At 39.0% G+C, this 20,854-nt stretch carries 18 protein-coding genes and 5 tRNA genes; 9 read left to right on the top strand and 14 right to left on the bottom strand.

The genetic code is table 11. The features are described from left to right. Nucleotide 1 precedes the first annotated feature (1 nt). Together AC3KZC_RS04135 and arcA are read left to right on the top strand one after the other, a co-directional pair. Entirely contained in the window at nucleotides 2-517 is a 516-nt protein-coding gene (locus AC3KZC_RS04135; protein WP_490579654.1) for a YfiR family protein, read from the top strand. Nucleotides 518-623: 106 nt separating this feature from the next. Beyond that, the gene (gene arcA / locus AC3KZC_RS04130) at nucleotides 624-1,340 is read left to right on the top strand and encodes a two-component system response regulator ArcA (protein WP_490579653.1); all 717 of its coding nucleotides are present in this window, start codon (nucleotides 624-626) and stop codon (nucleotides 1,338-1,340) included. 4 nt (nucleotides 1,341-1,344) lie between these two features. On the opposite strand, the gene arcB is transcribed toward arcA, so the two are convergent. After that, a complete protein-coding gene (gene arcB / locus AC3KZC_RS04125) occupies nucleotides 1,345-3,660 on the bottom strand; it encodes an aerobic respiration two-component sensor histidine kinase ArcB (protein WP_490579652.1) in 2,316 nt (771 codons plus the stop codon). 44 nt (nucleotides 3,661-3,704) lie between these two features. Continuing rightward, the gene (locus tag AC3KZC_RS04120; RefSeq protein WP_490579651.1) at nucleotides 3,705-5,507 is read right to left on the bottom strand and encodes a type 1 glutamine amidotransferase family protein; all 1,803 of its coding nucleotides are present in this window, start codon (nucleotides 5,505-5,507) and stop codon (nucleotides 3,705-3,707) included. Between the two features lie 349 nt (nucleotides 5,508-5,856). Here AC3KZC_RS04120 and folE2 point away from each other — a divergent pair, with 349 nt between their 5' ends. The 6 genes from folE2 (at nucleotide 5,857) to AC3KZC_RS04090 (ending at nucleotide 12,347) form a co-directional block, all read left to right on the top strand. Continuing rightward, on the top strand, nucleotides 5,857-6,780 hold the full coding sequence (gene folE2, locus AC3KZC_RS04115; protein ID WP_490579650.1) for a GTP cyclohydrolase FolE2: 924 nt from the start codon (nucleotides 5,857-5,859) through the stop codon (nucleotides 6,778-6,780). 137 nt (nucleotides 6,781-6,917) lie between these two features. Continuing rightward, complete coding sequence (locus tag AC3KZC_RS04110; RefSeq protein ID WP_490579649.1) at nucleotides 6,918-7,511, top strand: DUF2726 domain-containing protein; 594 nt, start codon at nucleotides 6,918-6,920, stop codon at nucleotides 7,509-7,511. Between the two features lie 139 nt (nucleotides 7,512-7,650). Continuing rightward, entirely contained in the window at nucleotides 7,651-8,358 is a 708-nt protein-coding gene (mtnN, locus tag AC3KZC_RS04105; protein WP_490579648.1) for a 5'-methylthioadenosine/S-adenosylhomocysteine nucleosidase, read from the top strand. Further along, nucleotides 8,359-9,309 (top strand): cobalamin biosynthesis protein CobD/CbiB, encoded by a 951-nt coding sequence (locus AC3KZC_RS04100; protein WP_490579647.1) that lies wholly within the window; start codon nucleotides 8,359-8,361, stop codon nucleotides 9,307-9,309. Continuing rightward, a complete protein-coding gene (locus tag AC3KZC_RS04095; protein ID WP_490579646.1) occupies nucleotides 9,293-10,120 on the top strand; it encodes a cobalamin-binding protein in 828 nt (275 codons plus the stop codon). Before AC3KZC_RS04100 ends, AC3KZC_RS04095 begins: the two co-directional genes overlap by 17 nt. Nucleotides 10,121-10,187: 67 nt before the next feature. Then, nucleotides 10,188-12,347, top strand: coding sequence for a DUF6351 family protein (locus tag AC3KZC_RS04090; protein ID WP_490579645.1), 2,160 nt, complete (start codon nucleotides 10,188-10,190; stop codon nucleotides 12,345-12,347). Here the strand turns inward: AC3KZC_RS04090 and AC3KZC_RS04085 are convergent. From AC3KZC_RS04085 to AC3KZC_RS04070, 4 genes are all read right to left on the bottom strand, one after another. Beyond that, nucleotides 12,320-12,496, bottom strand: a complete 177-nt coding sequence (locus tag AC3KZC_RS04085) for a hypothetical protein (protein WP_490579644.1) — start codon at nucleotides 12,494-12,496, stop codon at nucleotides 12,320-12,322. The two genes, AC3KZC_RS04090 and AC3KZC_RS04085, sit on opposite strands and share 28 nt — an antisense overlap. Nucleotides 12,497-12,598: 102 nt before the next feature. Then, nucleotides 12,599-13,729 (bottom strand): sodium ion-translocating decarboxylase subunit beta, encoded by a 1,131-nt coding sequence (locus tag AC3KZC_RS04080; protein ID WP_490579643.1) that lies wholly within the window; start codon nucleotides 13,727-13,729, stop codon nucleotides 12,599-12,601. Between the two features lie 8 nt (nucleotides 13,730-13,737). Then, complete coding sequence (gene oadA, locus AC3KZC_RS04075; RefSeq protein WP_490579642.1) at nucleotides 13,738-15,516, bottom strand: sodium-extruding oxaloacetate decarboxylase subunit alpha; 1,779 nt, start codon at nucleotides 15,514-15,516, stop codon at nucleotides 13,738-13,740. 9 nt (nucleotides 15,517-15,525) lie between these two features. Then, entirely contained in the window at nucleotides 15,526-15,768 is a 243-nt protein-coding gene (locus tag AC3KZC_RS04070; protein WP_490579641.1) for an OadG family transporter subunit, read from the bottom strand. A 631-nt stretch (nucleotides 15,769-16,399) separates the two neighbouring features. Here AC3KZC_RS04070 and AC3KZC_RS04065 point away from each other — a divergent pair. Continuing rightward, entirely contained in the window at nucleotides 16,400-17,602 is a 1,203-nt protein-coding gene (locus tag AC3KZC_RS04065) for a M23 family metallopeptidase (protein WP_490579640.1), read from the top strand. A 126-nt stretch (nucleotides 17,603-17,728) separates the two neighbouring features. Here the strand turns inward: AC3KZC_RS04065 and AC3KZC_RS04060 are convergent, their stop codons facing one another. The 8 genes from AC3KZC_RS04060 to AC3KZC_RS04025 form a co-directional block, all read right to left on the bottom strand. Beyond that, the gene (locus AC3KZC_RS04060; protein ID WP_490579639.1) at nucleotides 17,729-18,205 is read right to left on the bottom strand and encodes a YcxB family protein; all 477 of its coding nucleotides are present in this window, start codon (nucleotides 18,203-18,205) and stop codon (nucleotides 17,729-17,731) included. A gap of 74 nt (nucleotides 18,206-18,279) precedes the next feature. Then, complete coding sequence (locus tag AC3KZC_RS04055) at nucleotides 18,280-19,131, bottom strand: DUF6279 family lipoprotein (RefSeq protein ID WP_490579638.1); 852 nt, start codon at nucleotides 19,129-19,131, stop codon at nucleotides 18,280-18,282. A 155-nt stretch (nucleotides 19,132-19,286) separates the two neighbouring features. Next, nucleotides 19,287-19,363, bottom strand: a tRNA-Arg gene (locus AC3KZC_RS04050). Between the two features lie 58 nt (nucleotides 19,364-19,421). Continuing rightward, a tRNA-Arg gene (locus AC3KZC_RS04045) sits at nucleotides 19,422-19,498 on the bottom strand. 58 nt (nucleotides 19,499-19,556) lie between these two features. Then, nucleotides 19,557-19,633 (bottom strand) — tRNA-Arg (locus AC3KZC_RS04040). Between the two features lie 58 nt (nucleotides 19,634-19,691). After that, nucleotides 19,692-19,768 (bottom strand) — tRNA-Arg (locus tag AC3KZC_RS04035). A 29-nt stretch (nucleotides 19,769-19,797) separates the two neighbouring features. Beyond that, nucleotides 19,798-19,890 (bottom strand) — tRNA-Ser (locus AC3KZC_RS04030). Nucleotides 19,891-20,070: 180 nt separating this feature from the next. After that, nucleotides 20,071-20,355 carry a superinfection immunity protein gene (locus AC3KZC_RS04025; RefSeq protein WP_490579637.1) on the bottom strand — a complete coding sequence of 95 codons (285 nt, stop codon included), beginning with the start codon at nucleotides 20,353-20,355 and terminating at the stop codon, nucleotides 20,071-20,073. Nucleotides 20,356-20,854 lie beyond the last annotated feature (499 nt).

Below are 20,854 nucleotides of genomic sequence, written 5' to 3'. Positions count from 1 at the left end.
AATGAAATATATGCTATGTTGTTTTATCTTCATTATGAGCTTTTCAGCGCAAAGTAAAACAATAGAAGAAGTACGATCTGCTTTTGTTTATCAGTTATCAAAGTTTATAGAGTTTGCTAAACCGATTGATGTCGGCGTGCAGTTTTGTTTCTTTGATAATGAGGTAGGACCCGCTCTTTCTTTAATAAATCGCAAAGATCTCTTAAGCCACAACAAACAAATTATTGTGAATATTATAAAGAATTTTTCAAATGTGGCTGAACTTAATCTACACTGCAATATCATATATGTTGATGATAAAAGCTTTTCGACAGTCGATAGTCAATGGCTCAGTAGTATAAATACCGATATTGTAGTAATTGGTGAATCTGTTAATTTTTTAGAGCTTGGAGGTTTGGCTGCGTTAATCAAGGAAGGGAGTAAAATTAAACTGTATATTAACAGAGCTAAGCTAAATGGAAACCAAACAAAAATAGGCTCCAGATTACTCGCACTAGCTAAATTTTACCCCGAGTAATTTTACTTGTTAACATTTTAAATAGCCCCTATAATCTGCCTATCTACGTTCAATTAACATTTTTTAAATTAATTGTAAACAAAACTTTTCCAAAAGGTTACTAAAAATGCAAACGCCTGTCATTCTGATCGTTGAAGATGAAGACGTAACTAGACTAAACTTAGTTAGTTTATTCGAAGCTGAAGGATATAAAGTTATCGAAGCCATTGATGGTGAAGATATGCACGCAAAAATTTCAGCAAACGATGATATCAATTTAGTTGTGATGGACATCAACTTACCTGGTAAGAACGGACTCATATTAGCTCGTGAATTAAGACAGAAACGTAATATAGGCTTAATTTTCCTTACCGGTCGTGACAACGATGTCGATCGTATTCTTGGATTAGAAATTGGTGCTGATGATTATATCACTAAGCCTTTCAACCCAAGAGAATTAACGATCCGTGCTCGCAACCTATTAACTCGCACTGCAAGTTTAGCTGAAGAAGGCGAAGCTAGTTCTGATGGCGTTTTAACGTTTAATGGCTGGGAACTGGATGAAAATAGCCGCTGTTTAACATCACCAAACGGTGAAGCTAAGCGCTTACCTAAAGGTGAGTATCGTGCATTACGTTTGATGCTTGATTCACCGGGCCGTATTTTTAGCCGCGAACAACTTATTAAACATATGACGGGCCGTGAATTACGCGCTAATGACCGTACTGTTGATGTAACTATTCGCCGTATTCGTAAGCACTTTGAAAGTGATGAAAGTACAGCAGAGCTAATCAGCACCATTCACGGTGAGGGTTACCGCTTTATTGGCAAAATTGATAGCTAATAAATCAGCTGATTTTTGTTAAATATTCTTGAAGGGCGTCTAGCCCTTCTTTTATTTGTACAGGTAATAGATCTATCCACTGCACCAACTGCTCTTTAGAACTCTCTAGAGCTTTATCTTCCATGACTTTAGCAAGTTGCTGCACTTTGAGTAAACCGACTGAACCCGCAGCCCCTTTAAGCTTATGGGCAACTGATTTATATTCATCTAGATTATCTTGAGCTAAAGCTTGTTCTAACTCAGTAAGATATTGAGGCCACAACTTATGAAACAGCTGGCTACTTCTTGAAAAAACACTTACGCCCATCGATTCAACAAAATCATTAATCGTCTCTAAAACTAACAAATCATTTGACTCAATTTGTACCTTAGGCTTTGAGACCTCGACTTCGATCGCACTACCTTGTTTCTTATCAGAAAATAAATCTGAAAACATACGATCCAACTTTAATGTACTAATTGGCTTGGCGAGTGCACCTTGTATTTTAATCCCTATTAAATCTTCTTCCGCCCTTCTGACATTTGCGGTTAACGCCACAATTGGAAGGTGATCAAAACTCGGATCTGAACGAATAATTCGCGCCACTTCATCACCGTTAATATCAGGTAACTGCATATCAAGTAAGATTAAATCCAAATCATCTTCGGTTTCAACAAAAGCCAGTGCATCCTCACCCGTTTCAGCCCAAAGCACTTCATGGCCTCGCTGCTCTAACAGGTTAGTTGCTATTTCTGCGTTAAGTGGAACATCCTCTACCAGCAAGATATTTAGACCACGACCACTATAAGCATTAACATTCGGTGCAGAAGATAACATTAAAGGCACTTCGATTCTAAAACGACTACCGACCGATTGTTCGCTGAACACATCGAGCCTTCCACCCATAGCTGTGATCAAGGCTTTGGTTACTGCAAGCCCTATACCCGAACCTAAAGCATTACCACCTTTAATGTCAGGCACTTTATAGTACATATCAAAAATGCGATTTAAATGCTCTGGTGCAATGCCAATGCCCGAATCAATGACCTCAATCACTAGCCAAGTCTCTTTTATTCGATATTCTCGAATACAGCGCAATTTAACCGAACCTTTGGTTGTAAATTTCACCGCATTATTAATTAAATTCCACAAGACTTGACGCAAACGCGTTGGGTCTAGTTGAGCATAAATGTCCAACACACCTTGTTGCTCAACTAAGAAATCTAAATCTTTTTGCTGTGCAATAAGCCCACCAAAATTTATGACATCGTTTAAGAAATCTGACACATTGACACTTTCGCATGCGATATCGAGTTGATCACGATCGACTTTGTCTAAATCAATAATATCATTGAAAATATTACCAAGGGTTTCTGCGCTGGAGAATACGGTATTACACCAACTACGTTGGTTAGCATTTAAATCGGTCTCAAGTAGCATCCGTGTTAAACCTACAATCCCATTTAGCGGCGTACGTAACTCATGGCTTAAAGTTGCGATAAACTTACCTTTATCTTTAAAGGCCTTTTCTAACGCCTGTTCAGCCTCTTTACGACTGGTAATATCGCGGCCAAAACCTAATAGCCCAATATATTCTTGTTTGGCATTAAAAAAAGGCACCTTACGCATTTCAAACCAACGAACTTCATCATTGACGGGATACTGAACATCTAGGGTCACTGATTTTTGCTGTAACTCAACTTCTTTATCGGTATTGAGTACTGATGGTAATACTTGTGAGCAATATATCTCTTCTGCTTTTTTACCAATGAGCTGTTCGGTAGGGATCCCCATCACTTCAGCAAAAATTCGGTTACACCCAGCAAAATTACCATGCTCATCGCGGTAGTAGAATAAATCTGGGGAGGAGTCCACAATCGAGCGCAGCAACATTCCTTGCTCAGCTAATTCCAGTTGAGTTTTTTTACGCTCAGCTATTTCTTTTCTTAATTCATCAATTGCGCGGCGCTTGGCTTGAAAAGCCATTTTTCGCTCATCAATTTCGCTATTTAAACGCTGGATATTTTCAGTCAACGTTTGGTTAAGCTGCTTACCCTGCAACGTTGCATTTTCTAAATAAGCAAATGAAGCATGCAGTTGCTGGGTAAATTCAATGATTAAATACACAAAAAAAGGAGTCGTTAATGCAAAGAACACCATCACGCCAAGTACATTTAACCAAGCGATCGTGCCATCAAGAATATAATAATAAGTACTAGAAAGGATTAACGCACTGACAAGAAAAAAGAGATAAAGCAGCACGCTTGAGCGCATAACACCAAATTTAGCTACAAAGGCTGATATTAAACGAGCCCAAGGGCTTAACGACGATTCAATCATAAGTGAGCTTTACCCATCCCTTGCACTATTAAAATAAAAGCAGCCTAATTAACTAATATTTTATTACTCACACCACTGAATGAACAGACTGTTTCATTTTTACCATCTAAGAGTAATGCTCCCTGCCGCGCAGTGCTGCTCGCATCTTTAACCAAGTGCAAAGTATAGTTTATTTCTTGGAGCTGACCATTTGCCTGAGCTGAAGATGCTCCGGTATTACACAGCATTTGGTTAAACTTATAAAAGTTATTACGCGCAAATGGCTGAGCTGATGTTACGGTTGGGTTAGCACTATTCAATCGTGTCGCTATTTTCCAACTTGCAATATCATGGGCTATAGCGTTATTTCTTAGTGTAAACTTATCTTGGTGAGTAAAGTAATGACTAACAAACTCATCAACAGCCATTGTCCCGTCTTTTAAAGTACCATTTTGAGTATCAAAAACCCAAAAACCACCACGCCCTATCACTTCAAAATTTAAACTATCACCTTTATCTGAATGCTCAATAATAATGGCGACAGCGGTTTCCTTTTCTAAGCCAAACGCAAAACGCGTATTCGTTGCATAAGCCGTTTTTAATAAACGGGTTTCTCGGGCTAAAGAGGTAATTTGATTATCCAGCACGCCATATGGGAATAAATCTAAAACACCTTGCTGTAAATACGTTAGCGTTTTTTCTGCCTCTAAAGAAATACAATCAACGCCCAAGTTACACGCTTCTGCCGCATTTAAAATTGATGCTGTAGGCTCAATAAATGTTTGCACCCCTTCACCAGACAAAATAGTGTTTTTACTTGCAAGCATATTAACTGACTGGCCTTCAACACCAATAATGAGCTGATTGTTGGCAAGCATTTCTTTTACTTTTAAAAGTTCAGCGCTCACATCTCCTGTCGGAGTATAAAATGCGTGAGAAGTAAGCAAAGGGCTGCCATCTGCAATATAAAGTGCATCAGCCTTTTTTAACTCATTAATCAAACCATCTTTCTTTTTACATAAGTTAAGTTGTTGGCTAAATAAATCTGGGTAAAGAATATCTCTTCTGTAGCTTGCTAACTTTTGTACTTGTAACTGTGCAAGATTGTCACATGCATTGTTATCATAGTCCTTTACAGACATCACAGTTTGCATTGCTGCATCAAGCGGCAACCAAATAGCTTCAAACCCTAGTTGAGAGAAGAGTGCAAAGTAGTAATCTACTTTTTGATATGGATCGCGATTTCCGCCTGTAACAAAGGCTACGCGTGGTTTACGTTTTGAACCCGCCACCTGTTTGGCTTGTTGATAAAACATTTGATAAGCAATTAATGCTGATTCATTTTCGGTTGCCGCTAAATCAACATCTGTTTTTAAACGCTTTGCTGAGCGATTACTTTGTTTTTGCTCTAACAAGTCAAATAAGTTATTTTTTTCAAACTCAAACAAACCAGACCATACATCTCGACCTTTAAATGTTTCATCACCATAAATAAATGAGCTTCGACGTAGAACTCTTACAAAATCACGCTCAGAGAGTTGTTTGTCGTTTACTTCTGGTTTTATGGTTTTTAATAATGCAATTGTTTGCGCTTTTAATTCAGGCTGCTCTGTCCAAGAAATATCTGTAAGTCGTGTGATGGCTTCATCGGTTATAGTGTAAATAGGGCCAAGCTTGGCAGACTCATCAAACCCTTTATCCATTTTAAGTTTCGAACAAAATTGGGTGTTTTCACTTGAACAAACTTCAAGTTGTTGACTAAATAAGAACAAACTTGCTTGTTCTTGTGCGACAGCCGTGTGTGAATAAACAATGGTAGAAAGACAAAAAAACAAATGAGCAAAGGGCTTAGTTTTACGAGTATTCATTTAAAAAACACCATTTTTATTATTATTTTTAAATAATTTAAGTTAAACAATCTGCAAAAATAATGCACACATAAAAGCAATTTTGCATTCTATCAACAACTCAGGTTAGTTAAAAGAATATCCCTAAAATCCAAGGTGATTTTATTTTTTATAAAATAAAATGAATTTCTGCACCTAATATTTGTATTGATAATCATCAAGATACCTACGATCAAATAATACCTGAGTAGACTTGTAAGGTATTTTGCACAAACATGGCTTTTTTTCATTATTGAAAAACAGCCACTGTGTAAATTTTGTTGTAGAATGGCGCGTTTTTCCGCACCGGTTATTTTGGAGTACACCACTAATGCAAAAAATCATGCCTGACATTGCCCACACAGCCGAGGCATTACAAGAAGGGACTTTAGATTGGGTTGGCATGAGCCAAATTGAATTACCTTTAGTGTTGGGCAGTAAAGATTGTGCTGAACAGCATGTTTCAGCCAAAGCGGAGGCTTTTGTTAATCTAATCAGTCCGCAAGCGAAAGGCATTCATATGTCTCGCTTATATTTAGCATTGGATGAGCTATCAACCCAAACATTGGTTACCCCGCTGTCACTTTGCACTCTACTAGATCAATTTATTAGTAGTCATTATGATTTAAGTGATCAAGCGCAAGTTAATCTTAAATTTGATTATCATTTACGCCGCAGTTCTTTACTAAGTGGCAAAACGGGCTGGAAAGCGTATCCAGTTGAAATAAATGCAACCTACAAAGACAATGCCGTCTCTTTAGAGTTAAGCGTAGCAGTGACATATTCATCTACCTGCCCATGCTCCGCAGCATTAGCTCGCCAGTTAATTCAACGTTCGTTTGACCAACATTTTTCAGCCGAGGCCGTTGATAAAGCTCAAGTTTTAGCTTGGTTAGGTACGACTCAAGGGATTGTTGCAACGCCTCATTCTCAGCGCTCTATCGCGCAAATTAAAGTAAAACTAGCTAACGGTAACACCGAATTTGACATTTTAGGGCTAGTTGACGCACTTGAAAACGAGTTAAAAACCCCTGTACAAGCGGCTGTTAAGCGTGAAGATGAACAAGAATTTGCGCGTTTAAATGGTCAAAACTTAATGTTTTGTGAAGATGCAGCCAGAAAAGTAAAGCATGTATTAAACCAAAACAGTACATTTGATGATTTTTGGTTACGGATAAATCATTACGAGTCATTACATGCACATGATGCAGTGAGTATAGCTGTCAAAGGTATTCAAAACGGTTACAAAGCCTAAACCTAAGTAGATTGCAATGCAGATTTGACTCCATTCAGCTCCCTGTAACTCCTCGATATCATTACATTTGACACTGATTATCTGGCACAAAAAGTGCTAGTAGAATGGAAGTGTCAATTTGTTGTCTTGGAGTTTTTATGGAATTTGTCTTGTTATCGATCTTAATTTTAGTTGTCATTGCTGCGGTAATTGCAGGTCGAATGACAGATAACGGTAATCCCTACCCTTTTAAAAGTAAATCAGCCTTATTTACTCAGGTTGAAAAATCCTTTCTTGCTTTACTAGAACAATCTGTAGGTGAAGATTATAAAATCGTCAGCCGCGTTAAACTAGTTGATATTATTGATTTTAAATCAGGAATATCGGTTAAATCTAAACGTACTGCACTCACTAAAGCTAAAAATAAGCAGTTGGATTTTGTACTGCTTGATAAAAACAACTTCAATATTGTTGCGGCTATCGATTTAGTTAACAACAACAATAAAGAAGGCCACAAAGCGCAAAAAGACTGGTTTGTTGGCGGAGCGCTTGAGTCTGCAGGTATTCCGCACATTCGTATGAAAGTCAAAGCAGGTTACAAGGCTTCAGACGTGCGCCAAGCTATTTTATTCAAACTAGGTAAAAAAGCTGTACGCCAACCGATTGTAAAAGCAAAAACAATTATGCGCCCAGCGGTTTTATCTCCGACGCAAATGAAAGCCAGCAACTCGACAGCTCTGGCCCAAATTTAAAAAATCTCAAACGATGCAATCAAAGTCGCCAAGCAAACGGCGACTTTTTCGTTTTTATAAACAAAACTCCCGCCTCCTAATTTCGCATTTTTATTTTGAAGCAGTATAATCAGCTGATGTTGATTTAGGATAACTCTCTATGAAAATTGGTATTATTGGCGCGATGGAGCCCGAAGTGGCTATTTTACGCGACGCGATGACAGATGTAACAAGCACGCAAATTGCTGGTTTTACTTTTTTTACCGGCTTGCTCGCTGATCAAACCGTTACTTTAGTACAGTCAGGAATTGGTAAAGTGGCGTCATGTATTGCAACAACGCTATTAATTGAACGCTTTACTCCTGATTGTGTTATCAATACTGGCTCAGCCGGTGGTTTTGAACAAAGTTTAAATGTAGGTGACGTGGTTATTTCGTCTGAAGTACGTCATCACGATGTAGATGTGACTGCTTTTGGTTATGAAATAGGCCAAGTACCTCAGATGCCGGCAGGCTTTGCCGCTCACCCGACACTCATTAGTGCCGCACAAAAAGCCATTGAAAGCCTGGGCAATATTAAAACTATGACCGGCTTAATCTGTACGGGTGATTCATTTATGTGTGATCCTGTACGCATTGAAACGACTCGTTCACAGTTTCCAACCATGCTTGCGGTAGAAATGGAAGGCGCTGCAATCGCCCAAACATGTCATCAATTAAATACTCCGTTTGTGGTTATTCGTTCGTTATCAGATATCGCAGGTAAAGAATCTCCAGATTCGTTTGAAGCCTATCTAGTAACCGCCTCGGAGAACTCTTCAAAAATGGTCATGGCTTTACTCACTAATCTACAGGGTGTGAGCCTGTAAGTGTGGCTTGATTTTGTCCAACCTTATTTGGACTTAATCATCTTAATGGTGGCAATTTGCGCTGAGCGTTTTTTGCCACTAAGCAAAAGCTACCACCCACTCACACTTTATGCACTTATTACACAGAACATTCACAAACGTATTTACCAAGCCAGTAACCCAATTACATATCAATATCTTGCAGGCTCACTTGGTGCTCTTTTACCTGTAATCTTGGTGCTAATACTGAGTTTTGGAATAATTTCATTTGCCCATTACCCAGAATGGTTTTCTGGGCTAATTTTATATATTTGCCTAGATTTTCAAACACTAAAGAAAAGCTTAAACAAAATCCCCTCCCTGCTAATGCATAATCAAAAGTCCACCGCTCGGGATATTTTAAAACCATGGTTAAGAAGGCAAACCGACACTTTATCGTCTCTGGGGATCATTAAAGCCAGCATTGAAACTCTGACTTTGCGCTTTGCTCGTCACTACTTTGTTATCATTTTTCTATATCTTTTATTTGGGGCTTATGTTGCGCTTGCTTATCGTTTATTAGTTATTACACGACAAACATGGTCTCAAAAAAGCAACCTAAACAGCCCATTACTGTCCCCTGTAAACAGCTTTGTTTTTTGGATTGAATATCTCCCAGTTCGGCTTCTTTGTTTATCTTTAATATTAAAAAGAACCATATCAACACCTTGGCACAACATAAAAAAATATGGCCAGTTTTATTATGATAAAAACAGTGGTTGGTTATTGAGCTCGATGAGCAGCACGTTACAAATTCAATTAGGTGGCCCTGCCTTGTACCAAAAACAGCGTTATGCCAAAATGAGGATAAGCCATCACCCTTTGCCTCAAGTGCATGATTTAAATCGTAGTTTCAATGTGATTAATCAAGTTAGATTATTTTGGTTATTACTCGTTATTTTTTTGGAGATCCTTTTTGTCACGTTTAATTAAAAAATACTTTTTTCCTTTACTACTATGCCAAATATCATTTAATTCCCTAGCGTATGAACGCATTGCAACTTTAGCGCCTCACCTTACTGAATGGGCTTATTCGTTGGGTTTAGGAAATAAAGTAATCGCAGTGAGCGCTTACAGCGATTACCCTGCTGATGCGTTAAATAAACCGATTGTTTCTGATGTAAATGGCATTAATTTGGATGCATTAGTGCGTTTAGAGCCTGATTTAGTATTGGTATGGCAAGGAGGCGTTCAGCAAGGCCAAATAGAAAAGCTTGAACGACTGGGTATTAAAGTACATATCTCGCAACCCTCAAGATTAGCCGATATAAGCTCTGAGTTTAATAAAGTGGCGACACTCACCAACACCCAAGCACAAGCAACTATCATCACTACGCGCTTTGAAAACAAACTGTCAGACCTACGCCAAAAGTATCAAAACCGTGCCAAACAACTGACTTTTTTCCAAGTGTGGAATGCTCCTATTATCACAGCCAATGGGGACAACTGGATCCAAAACTTGCTTGATGTCTGCGCTTTGAGCAACCCTTTTGCCGATCACCAAGTTGCCTACCCAACAGTAAACAAAGAGCAAGTAATGATGAAAAATCCTGATATCATTATCATCTCTGATAAAAATACAAATAGCGGCCAAGGTGAAATATGGCAGCAGTTGCCAATGATTAATGCAGTAAAAAACAAACGTATTTATTATGTCAACCCTGATTACTTACATCGCTATACCGAGCGAGTGCTAATAGGTATTGAGCAGCTTTGCCAGTTAACTGAATTACCAACGAAGTAAAAATTAAAGTTCATCAGTCAATTTAAGATTACCTATACTTACCATTAGGTTGTATTAGGAGGTCTGTATGAACTTTTCTAAGTCGTTAATTCCGCTTTTACTCTGCACCTTTGCTCTGGGTACTTGCAGTGATACTCCCTACCAGTATCGGCAAGTACTCACAATAGCGAACACTGTTGAAGCGCCATTGCTCAGCATCCATCATCATATTCGTTATAGCCCCCGACCGGATGAAACCTTTGAGTTTCCAATTAAAGAAGGTGAAATTGGCCCTTACTTACCACTTTATTCAGGTGATTTAGGCTATCCGTTTGCTTGTTCATCGCTCGAGTCAGGTCTTGGTCAACCTGAAATAGATAATCATGAATTATTAGGTACTCCTGTTTTTAAACAACAAAATGGTCAACTAACGAATCATGTACTGGGTTTTAGTAAAGATTGTTTGGTTAAAACACAAATTCGATTTTATGTCGCAAAAAATGAAAACGAATACCATGAGGTATCTGATTTAACCTCTCTCAAACTCGCTGACTCTGAAATCTTATTACGTGTAGAGCAAGGCTCAATTAATCGTTATATCTACGCCATCATGATGCCGATCGCTGCATCTGAAATAACCGATAGAAAAGCAAGCTCATTGTGGAATAAACGTTTAATTTATCAATTTGCAGGAGGTGTTGGCATTGGTTTTTTGCAAGGAAAACTCGACCCAACCCAACTAATTGAACGTCGTTTTGCCCAATTAAAAAAGGGCTATGCGGTAGTTTCTAGTTCCGGCAATAAAACCAGCTATACCTACAACATGCTACAAGCTGAAGAAACAGCAGTGCGGGTTAAAAAGCAGTTTATTGCCTTGTATGGCGAGCCACTTTATACCGTAGGAATAGGCGGCTCAGGCGGCGGGCTTGCTCAATACTTACTCGCGCAAAATGCCCCAGGATTAATCGATGGCGCACTGCCATTGTATTCCTACCCCGACATGGTGAGCCAAACTCTTTATGCGCTCGATTGTGATTTATTTAATAACTATTATACCTTTCGCAGCGATTTAGCATTTTGGGATAATAGTGAACGAAAATTGGCCATTGAGGGGCTTAACAATAATGAAACCGAACATAAATCGTGGTTTTTTTATCCAATAAACCAACTGCTTCATCTTAAAAAACCTTACTTACCAAAAAATTACAGCGAATGTATAAATGGGTATTTTGGTTTAAGTGCCTTAGTCAACAATCCAGATCAAGGCTTTTTAAAGCCAAACTTTAGCCCTAATGTAAAACGGGTAACCCACTGGAGTTATTGGCAAGACTTAGCCAATGTGTTTGGAAAAGATGATCATGGCTTTGCCAATTCGATTTGGGATAATCAAGCTGTGCAGTATGGCCTAGTTGCACTACAAAATAACCAAATCACCCCTCAGCAATTCATTGATTTAAATTATCAAATTGGTGGCTGGAAACCAGCGCATCAAATGAAACAAGAGCAATTGCTCTTTATTCCGTTTACCAAAATTGGCATTTGGTTAAGCCAGTGGAGTAATCATAATATTAATCAACCAGATGATGGCCCAGCAAAACGCAGCCAAGCCTCTTTAATGGCCATTGAACGTGCATACCGTTATGGCCAAGTATTTTTAGGCTATAACGATATTCCTACCATTGATATCCATCACTATTTAGAACCCGAACTCAATATGCATCATGTATCTACTGCATTTGCGACTCGCCTGCGAATTGCTGCGCAAACAGGCGATATACGCAATCATAAAATTTGGATTGCTGATCCTGCCTACACTCCCCTTGATGAGGCTTTTTCAGCTATGGATAAATGGCTTTTAGCGCCAAAAGATTTAAATCAGGATGAAGTAAGTGATCGCTGCTTTAGTGCTGATGGCACGGTACTCGCGCAAGGTGCACATGTTTGGAATGATAAATGGAATCAACAGCCACAAGGTGACTGCGCAAAACAATTCCCTATTTATTCTAATAGCCGCATTCAAGCCGGTGGTCCGTGGTCTGGTAGTATTTTTAAATGTCATACCGTTTCGGTTGCAACAGCCATAGCCTCAGGTTTTTATGGTAGTCATGATATGACAGCGTACGAAGCGCAGTTAGCGGCTATTTTTCCAGATGGTGTATGTGATTATCGTTTAGGTGACAGTGCCAGACCGCATGATTTAGATGGGAGTAAACCAAATACTTATCCAAGCATTGCCTTAACTAATTGAGTGACCAATAAAATCATTAATAATGGCCAAACCCAGCGACTGATTTTGGCCATTTTTTCAGGTGAATAACGAGGGCCAAAACGCTCAATTAAAGGCAGTAAAATAAGTAACGCACCAAACAGTACAACAATTAAAATCAATGCATTCATAAATCTAAACCACTTAAAAAGCTTATTTTTATTAATACTAACATAAAAAAAGCGGCCTATTGGCCGCTAAAAGTATCTACGTTGGGAGACGTATCACAAACTCTATCCGACAAGGGCAAGTAAAATACCCGCTGCAACGGCACTACCAAGTACACCCGCCACATTAGGCCCCATTGCATGCATTAATAAGAAGTTATGAGGGTTTGCCTCTAAACCGACTTTATTAACAACCCTTGCTGCCATGGGCACTGCCGAAACACCTGCAGCACCAATAAGTGGGTTAATAGGCGTCTTTGAGAATTTATTCATCAAACGCGCCATAAATACTCCAGATGCCGTTCCAATACCAAAAGCTATTGCACCAAGCACTAAAATACCTAAGGTTTCTACGGTTAAGAACTTATCGGCGGCTAATTTAGAACCTACAGCTAAACCTAAAAATATTGTGGTGATATTGATAAGCTCGTTTTGTGCTGTATTCGATAAGCGATCAACCACTCCCGATTCACGCATTAGATTACCTAAACAAAACATACCAATTAATGGCGCTGCTGCTGGTAAAAACATAATGGTTAACGACAACACTAACAGTGGAAAAATAACTTTCTCTTTTTTCGATACCGTCCGTAGCTGTGGCATTTGAATTGAACGTTCAGCTTCGGTGGTCAATGCTCGCATAATGGGCGGCTGAATAATTGGTACTAGTGCCATGTATGAATAAGCAGCAACCGCGATAGCACCGAGTAAATCAGGCGCAAGCTTCGAAGCCAAGAAAATTGCTGTTGGGCCATCGGCCCCACCGATAATTGCAATGGCCGATGCATCTGCCAAGGTAAATTCAAAACCTGGGACGTAATTGAGTAAAATTGCACCAAACAAGGTTGCGAAAATACCAAACTGCGCCGCTGCACCTAATAGCAACATTCTAGGGTTAGCAATCAGTGCACTAAAATCCGTTAATGCCCCCACGCCCATAAAGATTAATAGCGGAAAAACCCCCGTATCAATACCTATATGGTACACGTAATACAGTAAGCCTCCTTCATCGGATAACCCAGCCAGTGGAATATTCGTTAATATTGCTCCAAACCCTATCGGGAGTAACAATAAAGGTTCAAACCCTCTGGCAATCGCCAAATAAAGTAAGACACACCCCACCACGATCATGAGCAGTTGAGATAGTTCAAAGTTGGCAAGCCCTGTAGCGTGCCATAAACTTAATAATGCTTCCATGAAAACCCCTACACTAACGACAATAAAGGGTCACCAGTGGCCACAGAGTCACCTTCTGATGTGAAAATCTCAGCCACTGTGCCAGAACTTACAGCTCTGATCTCAGTTTCCATTTTCATTGCTTCCATGATAATCACCACGTCACCACGCTCAACATGTTGCCCAGGTTTCACTTTTACTTTAAAAATGTTACCGGTTAGAGGCGCATTCAATGTTTCGCCACCCTCAAGTGAAGCTGATTGCGGCATTAACTCACTGTCTTTGAGTTGCACATCTTTTAATTGACCATTAGGTGCAACAACAACGTTATACACTTTGCCATCAACCTGAACGCTATAATGTTCTGTTGAGCCCACTGTAGTAGGTGCTGCTGGTTTCACTTCCGCTTTTGCTTGACTCTCGCCACACGGTACAGGTTCAAATGCAGATGGATTGTTTTTATTCTTTAAAAACTTTAAGCCGATTTGCGGGAACAAGGCATACGTTAAAACGTCATCAATGGCTTCATCTGCCAATGTGATGCCTTCATCTTTGGCTAATTCATATAACTCTTTTTCTAAGATATCGAGCTCAGGTTTAATTAAATCTGCTGGGCGACACGTAATTGCTTCAGCGCCTGCTAGAACTCGCTCTTGAAGTGCAGCATTGACCGGTGCTGGGGTAGCTCCATATTCACCTTTTAAAACGCCCGCAGTTTCTTTGGTAATCGTTTTATAGCGCTCACCCGTTAAGACATTTAAAACAGCTTGAGTACCTACAATTTGCGAGGTAGGCGTCACTAATGGTAAAAACCCTAACTCTTCACGCACTTTAGGTATTTCAAGTAACACTTGATCAAGCTTATCTGCCGCACCTTGCTCTTTGAGCTGATTTTCCATATTGGTTAGCATACCGCCTGGCACTTGAGCCAATAAAATACGGCCATCAACCCCTTTAAGGCTTCCTTCAAATGCAGCATATTTTTTACGAACATCACGAAAATAAGCAGCTATTTCTTCAAGTTCACCTAGATTTAATTCAGTATCACGAGGCGTTCCTTCAACGATTGCAACTATGGTTTCGGTCGCACTATGACCGTAGGTCATACTCATCGATGAAATTGCGGTATCAAGCATATCAATGCCTGCATCAATGGCTTTTTGGTACGTGGCAGTACTTAAACCTGTTGTTGCATGACACTGCATCGCAATAGGCACTGAAACTGTTTCTTTTAGGGCTTTAATTAATATTTCAGCATCATATGGCTTTAACAAGCCAGCCATATCCTTAATACAAATTGAGTGACACCCCATATCTTCAAGTTGCTTGGCAAGCGTGAGCCACATATCTAAAGTATGAACAGGACTCACTGTATATGAAATGGTACCTTGGGCGTGAGCCCCAACTTTAATCGCTGCTTTGATTGCAGTTTCAAGATTGCGTACATCATTCATCGCATCAAAAATACGGAATACGTCAACACCATTTGCATGAGCTCGTTCAACAAATTTTTCAACGACATCATCAGCATAGTGACGGTAGCCTAATAAATTTTGGCCACGGAGTAACATTTGTTGCTTGGTATTAGGCATCGCTTTTTTAAGCGCACGAATACGATGCCAAGGATCTTCACCTAGATAGCGAATACAAGAATCAAACGTTGCACCACCCCATGATTCAATTGACCAATAACCTGCTTGGTCGAGCTTTTCAGCAATCGGCAACATATCTTCTAAACGCAAGCGAGTTGCTAATAATGATTGGTGTGCGTCACGTAAAACGAGTTCGGTTAGCTTTAATTTTGACATCTCTCGCCCTTATTTTTTTTCTTGATTACGATATTGATGAACTGCCGCAGAAATTGCAGCAATATGAGCACTTGACGTTGCTGTCGCCTTAAATGCCCTTGATGGATTTGACTTGATTGGCTCAACTTCCTGGCCCACCAGATGGGACATCAGCTTGATAGCGCCAATTAAAATAACTAAAAAAATAAACACAACCACCATGCCTGTTAACATAATGTTTGCAGCTTGCATCAACGACGACGCTATATCCATTTCCTCACCCCCATGAATAAGCCACTAAGTAAACACCACCAATTAAAATAAATATTCACTTAAAACGAATAAAAAGCATATTACCAACCAACTAAACATTGTCAATTGGTAAAACCAATTAATCACAAGCTAACATAGTAAACATTAATTTAACAGTGGGGGTACGGAAATTCCATACTAAAAATAAAGATAGCTGACATCAAAAAACAGAATAAATCCAACAGTACAAATAGATTCACAAGCATGAAAAAGATTTTATGCAATTAAACGCTGAACTCGCCCGCCTTAATAAAAACGGTGACACTCAAAAAACAACCAAAGTTCATTGACGTTAACGTAAACTGAAATATGAATAAAAAGTGAATAATTTCATTTTAGCTATCAATTTTATTCAAAAGCCCTAATAAAAACTCAAGTGAAAAAACATAACTTACTGATAATAAAAAATTAACACTAAAAATACTCACGCAAGCTCCACCACCAGATTAAAAAGCAAACAATACATTACATAAATGTATTTATATACTTATAACAAAAACCCATATAAGGTACAAATAAAGACTATTACAAATTTGCAACAATTACCTAAAGTGTAATTGATTTAAAAAAGTACACAATAAGGGAACTAAATATGAAAAAACATATGCCACATTTCACAATCAGCACCGCCACTTTATTAGTCTCGATGCTCTTTAACCAACCTCTCTTCGCAGAACCACATCACAACGACGTATTCGAATTATCAGACCTACACTTAGCGTCAATTAAAACAAATAGCTTACAAATAATTGATTCGGATACTTTTTTATTCAACAACCAGCTTAACAAACTAGACTGGCCTAACTATTTCTCGCTTCATGCCCCATCACTTCAAAAAAAGCAGGAAGTCATTTTGCATTGGGCAGGCTATAGCAGCATTAATCCTAAACTACTCATTGCTTTAATAGAGTTGCAAAGTGAACTGGTATCTAATCCCTCTGATGATAAATTTGATAGCCCTTTAAATGGGCTATCAAATAAGCGAGGTTTTGACCAACAAGTAAAAGAGATTGCTATTCAATTAAGTGCTCGTTTTTATGCGTTTGAACAAGCATTGTCACAAAATAAATTCGCTCAATTGCAAATAAATACCCCTGCCACTTTTGCCATTCAAAGCTTATTGGCCGAATCAAACGTGCAAACTGAACACGTTACTCAACACAGCTCAACGCTATTTAATCAATTATTAGCTGCCTATAAACATGTCTCTAATGGGGAATCACTATTAATTGATGCAGACATAAGCTCAGAATCAAAACAAACGATCCAAGCAGCAAACTTTTACATGACATTTCCATGGCAAAGCGGTAGCGCTTGGTACAGTGGGGGGGCACACTCAAATACAGGTTCAGGCTACCCATTTTCATCATTAGATTTTAATAATGGCTCTGGTGGTTGGGGTAGCAACACCCCTTGGGTTCAAGCTTCTCATGGTGGGCAAGTAACGCGCTATTCAGCCTGTAATATTCGAGTCACCCACTCAAGCGGCTACGCAACGAGTTATTATCATATGGATAATGTGCAATATAATACGGGAGATGTGATTTCAGCTGGCGCATGGCTTGGTCGTTACGCAAATAATTACTCAGCTGCGTTATGTGAGGGAGGTCAATCGAGTGGCCCTCATGTTCATTGGTCACTTTTATATAACGGTCGATTTGTATCGTTACACAATGCGTATATCAGTGGATATCGTGTAGATATAGGCAATAGTAATTATGACGATAATTGCTCAAATTTTTACTTTGAAAAGAATGGCTACCGCACATGCGCCTGGAGCCCTTTATATCGCTAACCGATCAGGGTAAAAGAGATCCCTTTTACCCTTTTGGTATACTATTGAACCCAAGATCTGGATAAGATATTTAGCAAGATATTGAATATCACTTAGACTGACTATCCAATATTGAGGTTATTTTATTTAGCTTGGGATCAACTTTTGTTTAATGTAATCAATCGCCTGTTCATCTACATAGGCTTTTGATAAATAATGACGACTATTTTTAGTCGTGACCACAATAATTCCTTTGGGTGTATCTATCACACGGGCTAAGTCTGCCCAATAAATCACTAATTGATGATAAATGCTTTGTGTTGCCATTTTTTCTTCATCAATAATCAGTGTCACGGTCACATTTGCTGAGCGACTCCACATTTGTCGCGCCACCCACCAAGGTTTACGGTAGTAATAAGCGATAAACTCAAGTACACCCATTCCCATTAATAAATAAGCAGCAAATTGCCCTGTCTCTGAAAATCGATTCAGTAGTAAGCCAGCTAATATAAAACCACCTGCAAAAATTAATTTACGCTTCGGTGCTAAGTTAACTAATTCAGACTGTTCGAAACACTCAATAAAATAAGGTTTATCAAGTACAAAACTAAAATTAAATGACATGCGAACTCACCAATAAAAAAACCGATCATACCTTAATCATGAGCCACTGCCCATATTAACTCGATTATCCGATATTAATCGACTTCGTTCATAATACTGTTGATATCGCGGGACCACTTATCGATTTCTTTCAATAACTGCTGTTGTTGTTTTGTCGTTAGAGTACCCACTATTTGATGTAAAAAGTCAGCATTTAATTGCTTGTCTGCGCTTGAGAGGAGCAAAAGTTGTTCAGGCTTAAACTGGTCTGAATTAACAATGATATCGGCTAATCGATATCGAAATACAGCCTCGTCAATAACGGGTTGTAAAAATAACTCGCTGATAGCAGCTAAACGTCGCTGCTTATATTCAAGCCATAAACCTTGCATTGAACCAGATGTATTTACATTTTGATCTACTAGTAGCTTTTGCTCTGTTGTTAGCTTACCGAACCAATTTTTGAGATTGCCAGTGACTCGATCACGCTTTTTTTCGATAAGACTAACTTGGTTCAATTGTGCAAATTCATCCTGTTGCTGATTTATTTTTTTCGTGACATTTTTGATAAATTGCTGGCGCTGCTCAAATGTTAAAGTTAAAGCGAGCTCAATTAGGGGGTCTTTCGCTTGAAGTAACAACGCTTGCCAAAATCCTTCAAGTTGCTGTCGCCACATCAAGAAATCATTTGGGTCATTAGTTACTAATACATTTTGTTGAATTACTTTTAGCTGAGCTTGGTACTGTGGTAATGCTTCTGTTTTGTGCCATCGGCGCAACGTTTCAATCTCTTGTTTAAACTGGCTAGCTTGTTGTTTGTTCAAATCAACATAGTCATCAAGCCAATACTGAGACAACCAAGGTAAATTGTTATAAACAAACGTTGTAGAACAACCGGTTAAGCTGAATAAAATCACCATAACAGTTAGGAATTGACGACAACTCATTTTGCCTACATTTATAAAGTAACAGTTTATCCACTATACGGCAAAAGCGCCAAAAGTGATCATTGAAATGAATATTAGAATAATAAAGAAGCTGAATTTCAGGCATAAAAAAACCTACTCAAGGTAGGCTTTTTATTTCACTCTAAAGTGAAAGATGGTGGACGCAGGAGGATTCGAACCTCCGACCGCTCGGTTCGTAGCCGAGTACTCTATCCAGCTGAGCTATGCATCCATCGGATAAATAATTTTAGTTCCTACTGACGAACTTCCCTTTTTACATCGAGAAAAGATGGTGGACGCAGGAGGATTCGAACCTCCGACCGCTCGGTTCGTAGCCGAGTACTCTATCCAGCTGAGCTATGCATCCATCGGATAAATAATTTTAGTTCCTACTGACGAACTTCCCTTTTTACATCGAGAAAAGATGGTGGACGCAGGAGGATTCGAACCTCCGACCGCTCGGTTCGTAGCCGAGTACTCTATCCAGCTGAGCTATGCATCCATCGGATAAATAATTTTAGTTCCTACTGACGAACTTCCCTTTTTACATCGAGAAAAGATGGTGGACGCAGGAGGATTCGAACCTCCGACCGCTCGGTTCGTAGCCGAGTACTCTATCCAGCTGAGCTATGCATCCGGTTTTCTACAAGACAACCATTTAAAAAATGGCGGAGAAGGAGGGATTCGAACCCTCGATAGGGCTACAAACCCTATACTCCCTTAGCAGGGGAGCGCCTTCGGCCACTCGGCCACCTCTCCGTCTTGTGGGGCGTATAATAAAGAATTCAGAAAATAAGTCAAACACTTTTCTGTTCATTTTAAGCCGTATGGCCATAGTTTGAACAGAACGGCTTATTTATTGAATTTTTGCGTAATATCCATACTTATTTACGCTCTTGTGAACACCATCAATTTTACCTCGTAACACCTATATAAGTATCACTCTGCCGACTGAGTTGTTTTTGCTGGAATATACTTATCTAATTTTAATTTTTTTAAGACCTTTTCTGATGCACTGCCGGTAACTGCGACAATAATTAATCCACACCATGCAATTATAGAAAACCCAGCGGGTACATTAACAATGGCAATTACTTTTAAATATTTACGGTTAAAAAATAACGCTAATATAGTAGGAATAAAGTAAATCGCTAGCATGAGAGGGATAACAATCGCGTATTCGACAGCGGTCATGTTGCTCAATATTGTTGTGAAATCTTCCATTGCTTGTCCTTTGTGTTTTACCAATTTGGTTTTTGAGTGGGTGGCAACAATAACGGTTTAAAATAATAGAAAACTCACTAAGTGTTGAAAGGTCAATTAAGGGGATAAATGAGGTAAATTGGATGACGTTTTTTATTAAGGGCTACACAGCAACCTTGCTAACGGTTTAATAATTCAATTTCAAACTGCGACTTTCAATGCTAACAGCGTGAGATTGACCTGCTTTGGATTAACTAACCTGAACTCTGGATAATAAATCTATCTCCAGTGACTATTTTCAACGATAACTACGTTGAATTTACTTACAATAGGCCAGCTATTGACGCGTAAACTCGCCTTGTTATCCTTAAAAGTTTCCGGCTACAGACTTGAAAAAACATCTACCAATTCAATATCAATACGTTAGACAATCTCTTAACCAAAGCTCAGATTAACTAGGTTAAACTTCTCTTGAGCTACAGTTTATAAAAAAAAACGCCGCAAAAATTTGCGGCGTTTT

It is taken from the genome of Pseudoalteromonas sp. J2K-J031 (genome assembly GCF_058197095.2).
This window is presented reverse-complemented; position numbering and strand designations above follow the sequence as displayed.

What these genes read in the sequence shown, in the direction of transcription:
- AC3KZC_RS04080 (WP_490579643.1), bottom strand. Translation starts at nt 13,729, where the DNA reads ATGGAAGCATTATTAAGTTTATGGCACGCTACAGGGCTTGCCAACTTT.
- oadA (WP_490579642.1), bottom strand. Translation starts at nt 15,516, where the DNA reads ATGTCAAAATTAAAGCTAACCGAACTCGTTTTACGTGACGCACACCAA.
- AC3KZC_RS04065 (WP_490579640.1), top strand. Translation starts at nt 16,400, where the DNA reads ATGAAAAAACATATGCCACATTTCACAATCAGCACCGCCACTTTATTA.
- AC3KZC_RS04090 (WP_490579645.1), top strand. Translation starts at nt 10,188, where the DNA reads ATGAACTTTTCTAAGTCGTTAATTCCGCTTTTACTCTGCACCTTTGCT.
- arcB (WP_490579652.1), bottom strand. Translation starts at nt 3,660, where the DNA reads ATGATTGAATCGTCGTTAAGCCCTTGGGCTCGTTTAATATCAGCCTTT.
- AC3KZC_RS04135 (WP_490579654.1), top strand. Translation starts at nt 2, where the DNA reads ATGAAATATATGCTATGTTGTTTTATCTTCATTATGAGCTTTTCAGCG.
- AC3KZC_RS04070 (WP_490579641.1), bottom strand. Translation starts at nt 15,768, where the DNA reads ATGGATATAGCGTCGTCGTTGATGCAAGCTGCAAACATTATGTTAACA.
- AC3KZC_RS04120 (WP_490579651.1), bottom strand. Translation starts at nt 5,507, where the DNA reads ATGAATACTCGTAAAACTAAGCCCTTTGCTCATTTGTTTTTTTGTCTT.
- AC3KZC_RS04025 (WP_490579637.1), bottom strand. Translation starts at nt 20,355, where the DNA reads ATGGAAGATTTCACAACAATATTGAGCAACATGACCGCTGTCGAATAC.
- mtnN (WP_490579648.1), top strand. Translation starts at nt 7,651, where the DNA reads ATGAAAATTGGTATTATTGGCGCGATGGAGCCCGAAGTGGCTATTTTA.
- AC3KZC_RS04060 (WP_490579639.1), bottom strand. Translation starts at nt 18,205, where the DNA reads ATGTCATTTAATTTTAGTTTTGTACTTGATAAACCTTATTTTATTGAG.
- folE2 (WP_490579650.1), top strand. Translation starts at nt 5,857, where the DNA reads ATGCAAAAAATCATGCCTGACATTGCCCACACAGCCGAGGCATTACAA.
- AC3KZC_RS04085 (WP_490579644.1), bottom strand. Translation starts at nt 12,496, where the DNA reads ATGAATGCATTGATTTTAATTGTTGTACTGTTTGGTGCGTTACTTATT.
- AC3KZC_RS04110 (WP_490579649.1), top strand. Translation starts at nt 6,918, where the DNA reads ATGGAATTTGTCTTGTTATCGATCTTAATTTTAGTTGTCATTGCTGCG.
- AC3KZC_RS04055 (WP_490579638.1), bottom strand. Translation starts at nt 19,131, where the DNA reads ATGAGTTGTCGTCAATTCCTAACTGTTATGGTGATTTTATTCAGCTTA.
- arcA (WP_490579653.1), top strand. Translation starts at nt 624, where the DNA reads ATGCAAACGCCTGTCATTCTGATCGTTGAAGATGAAGACGTAACTAGA.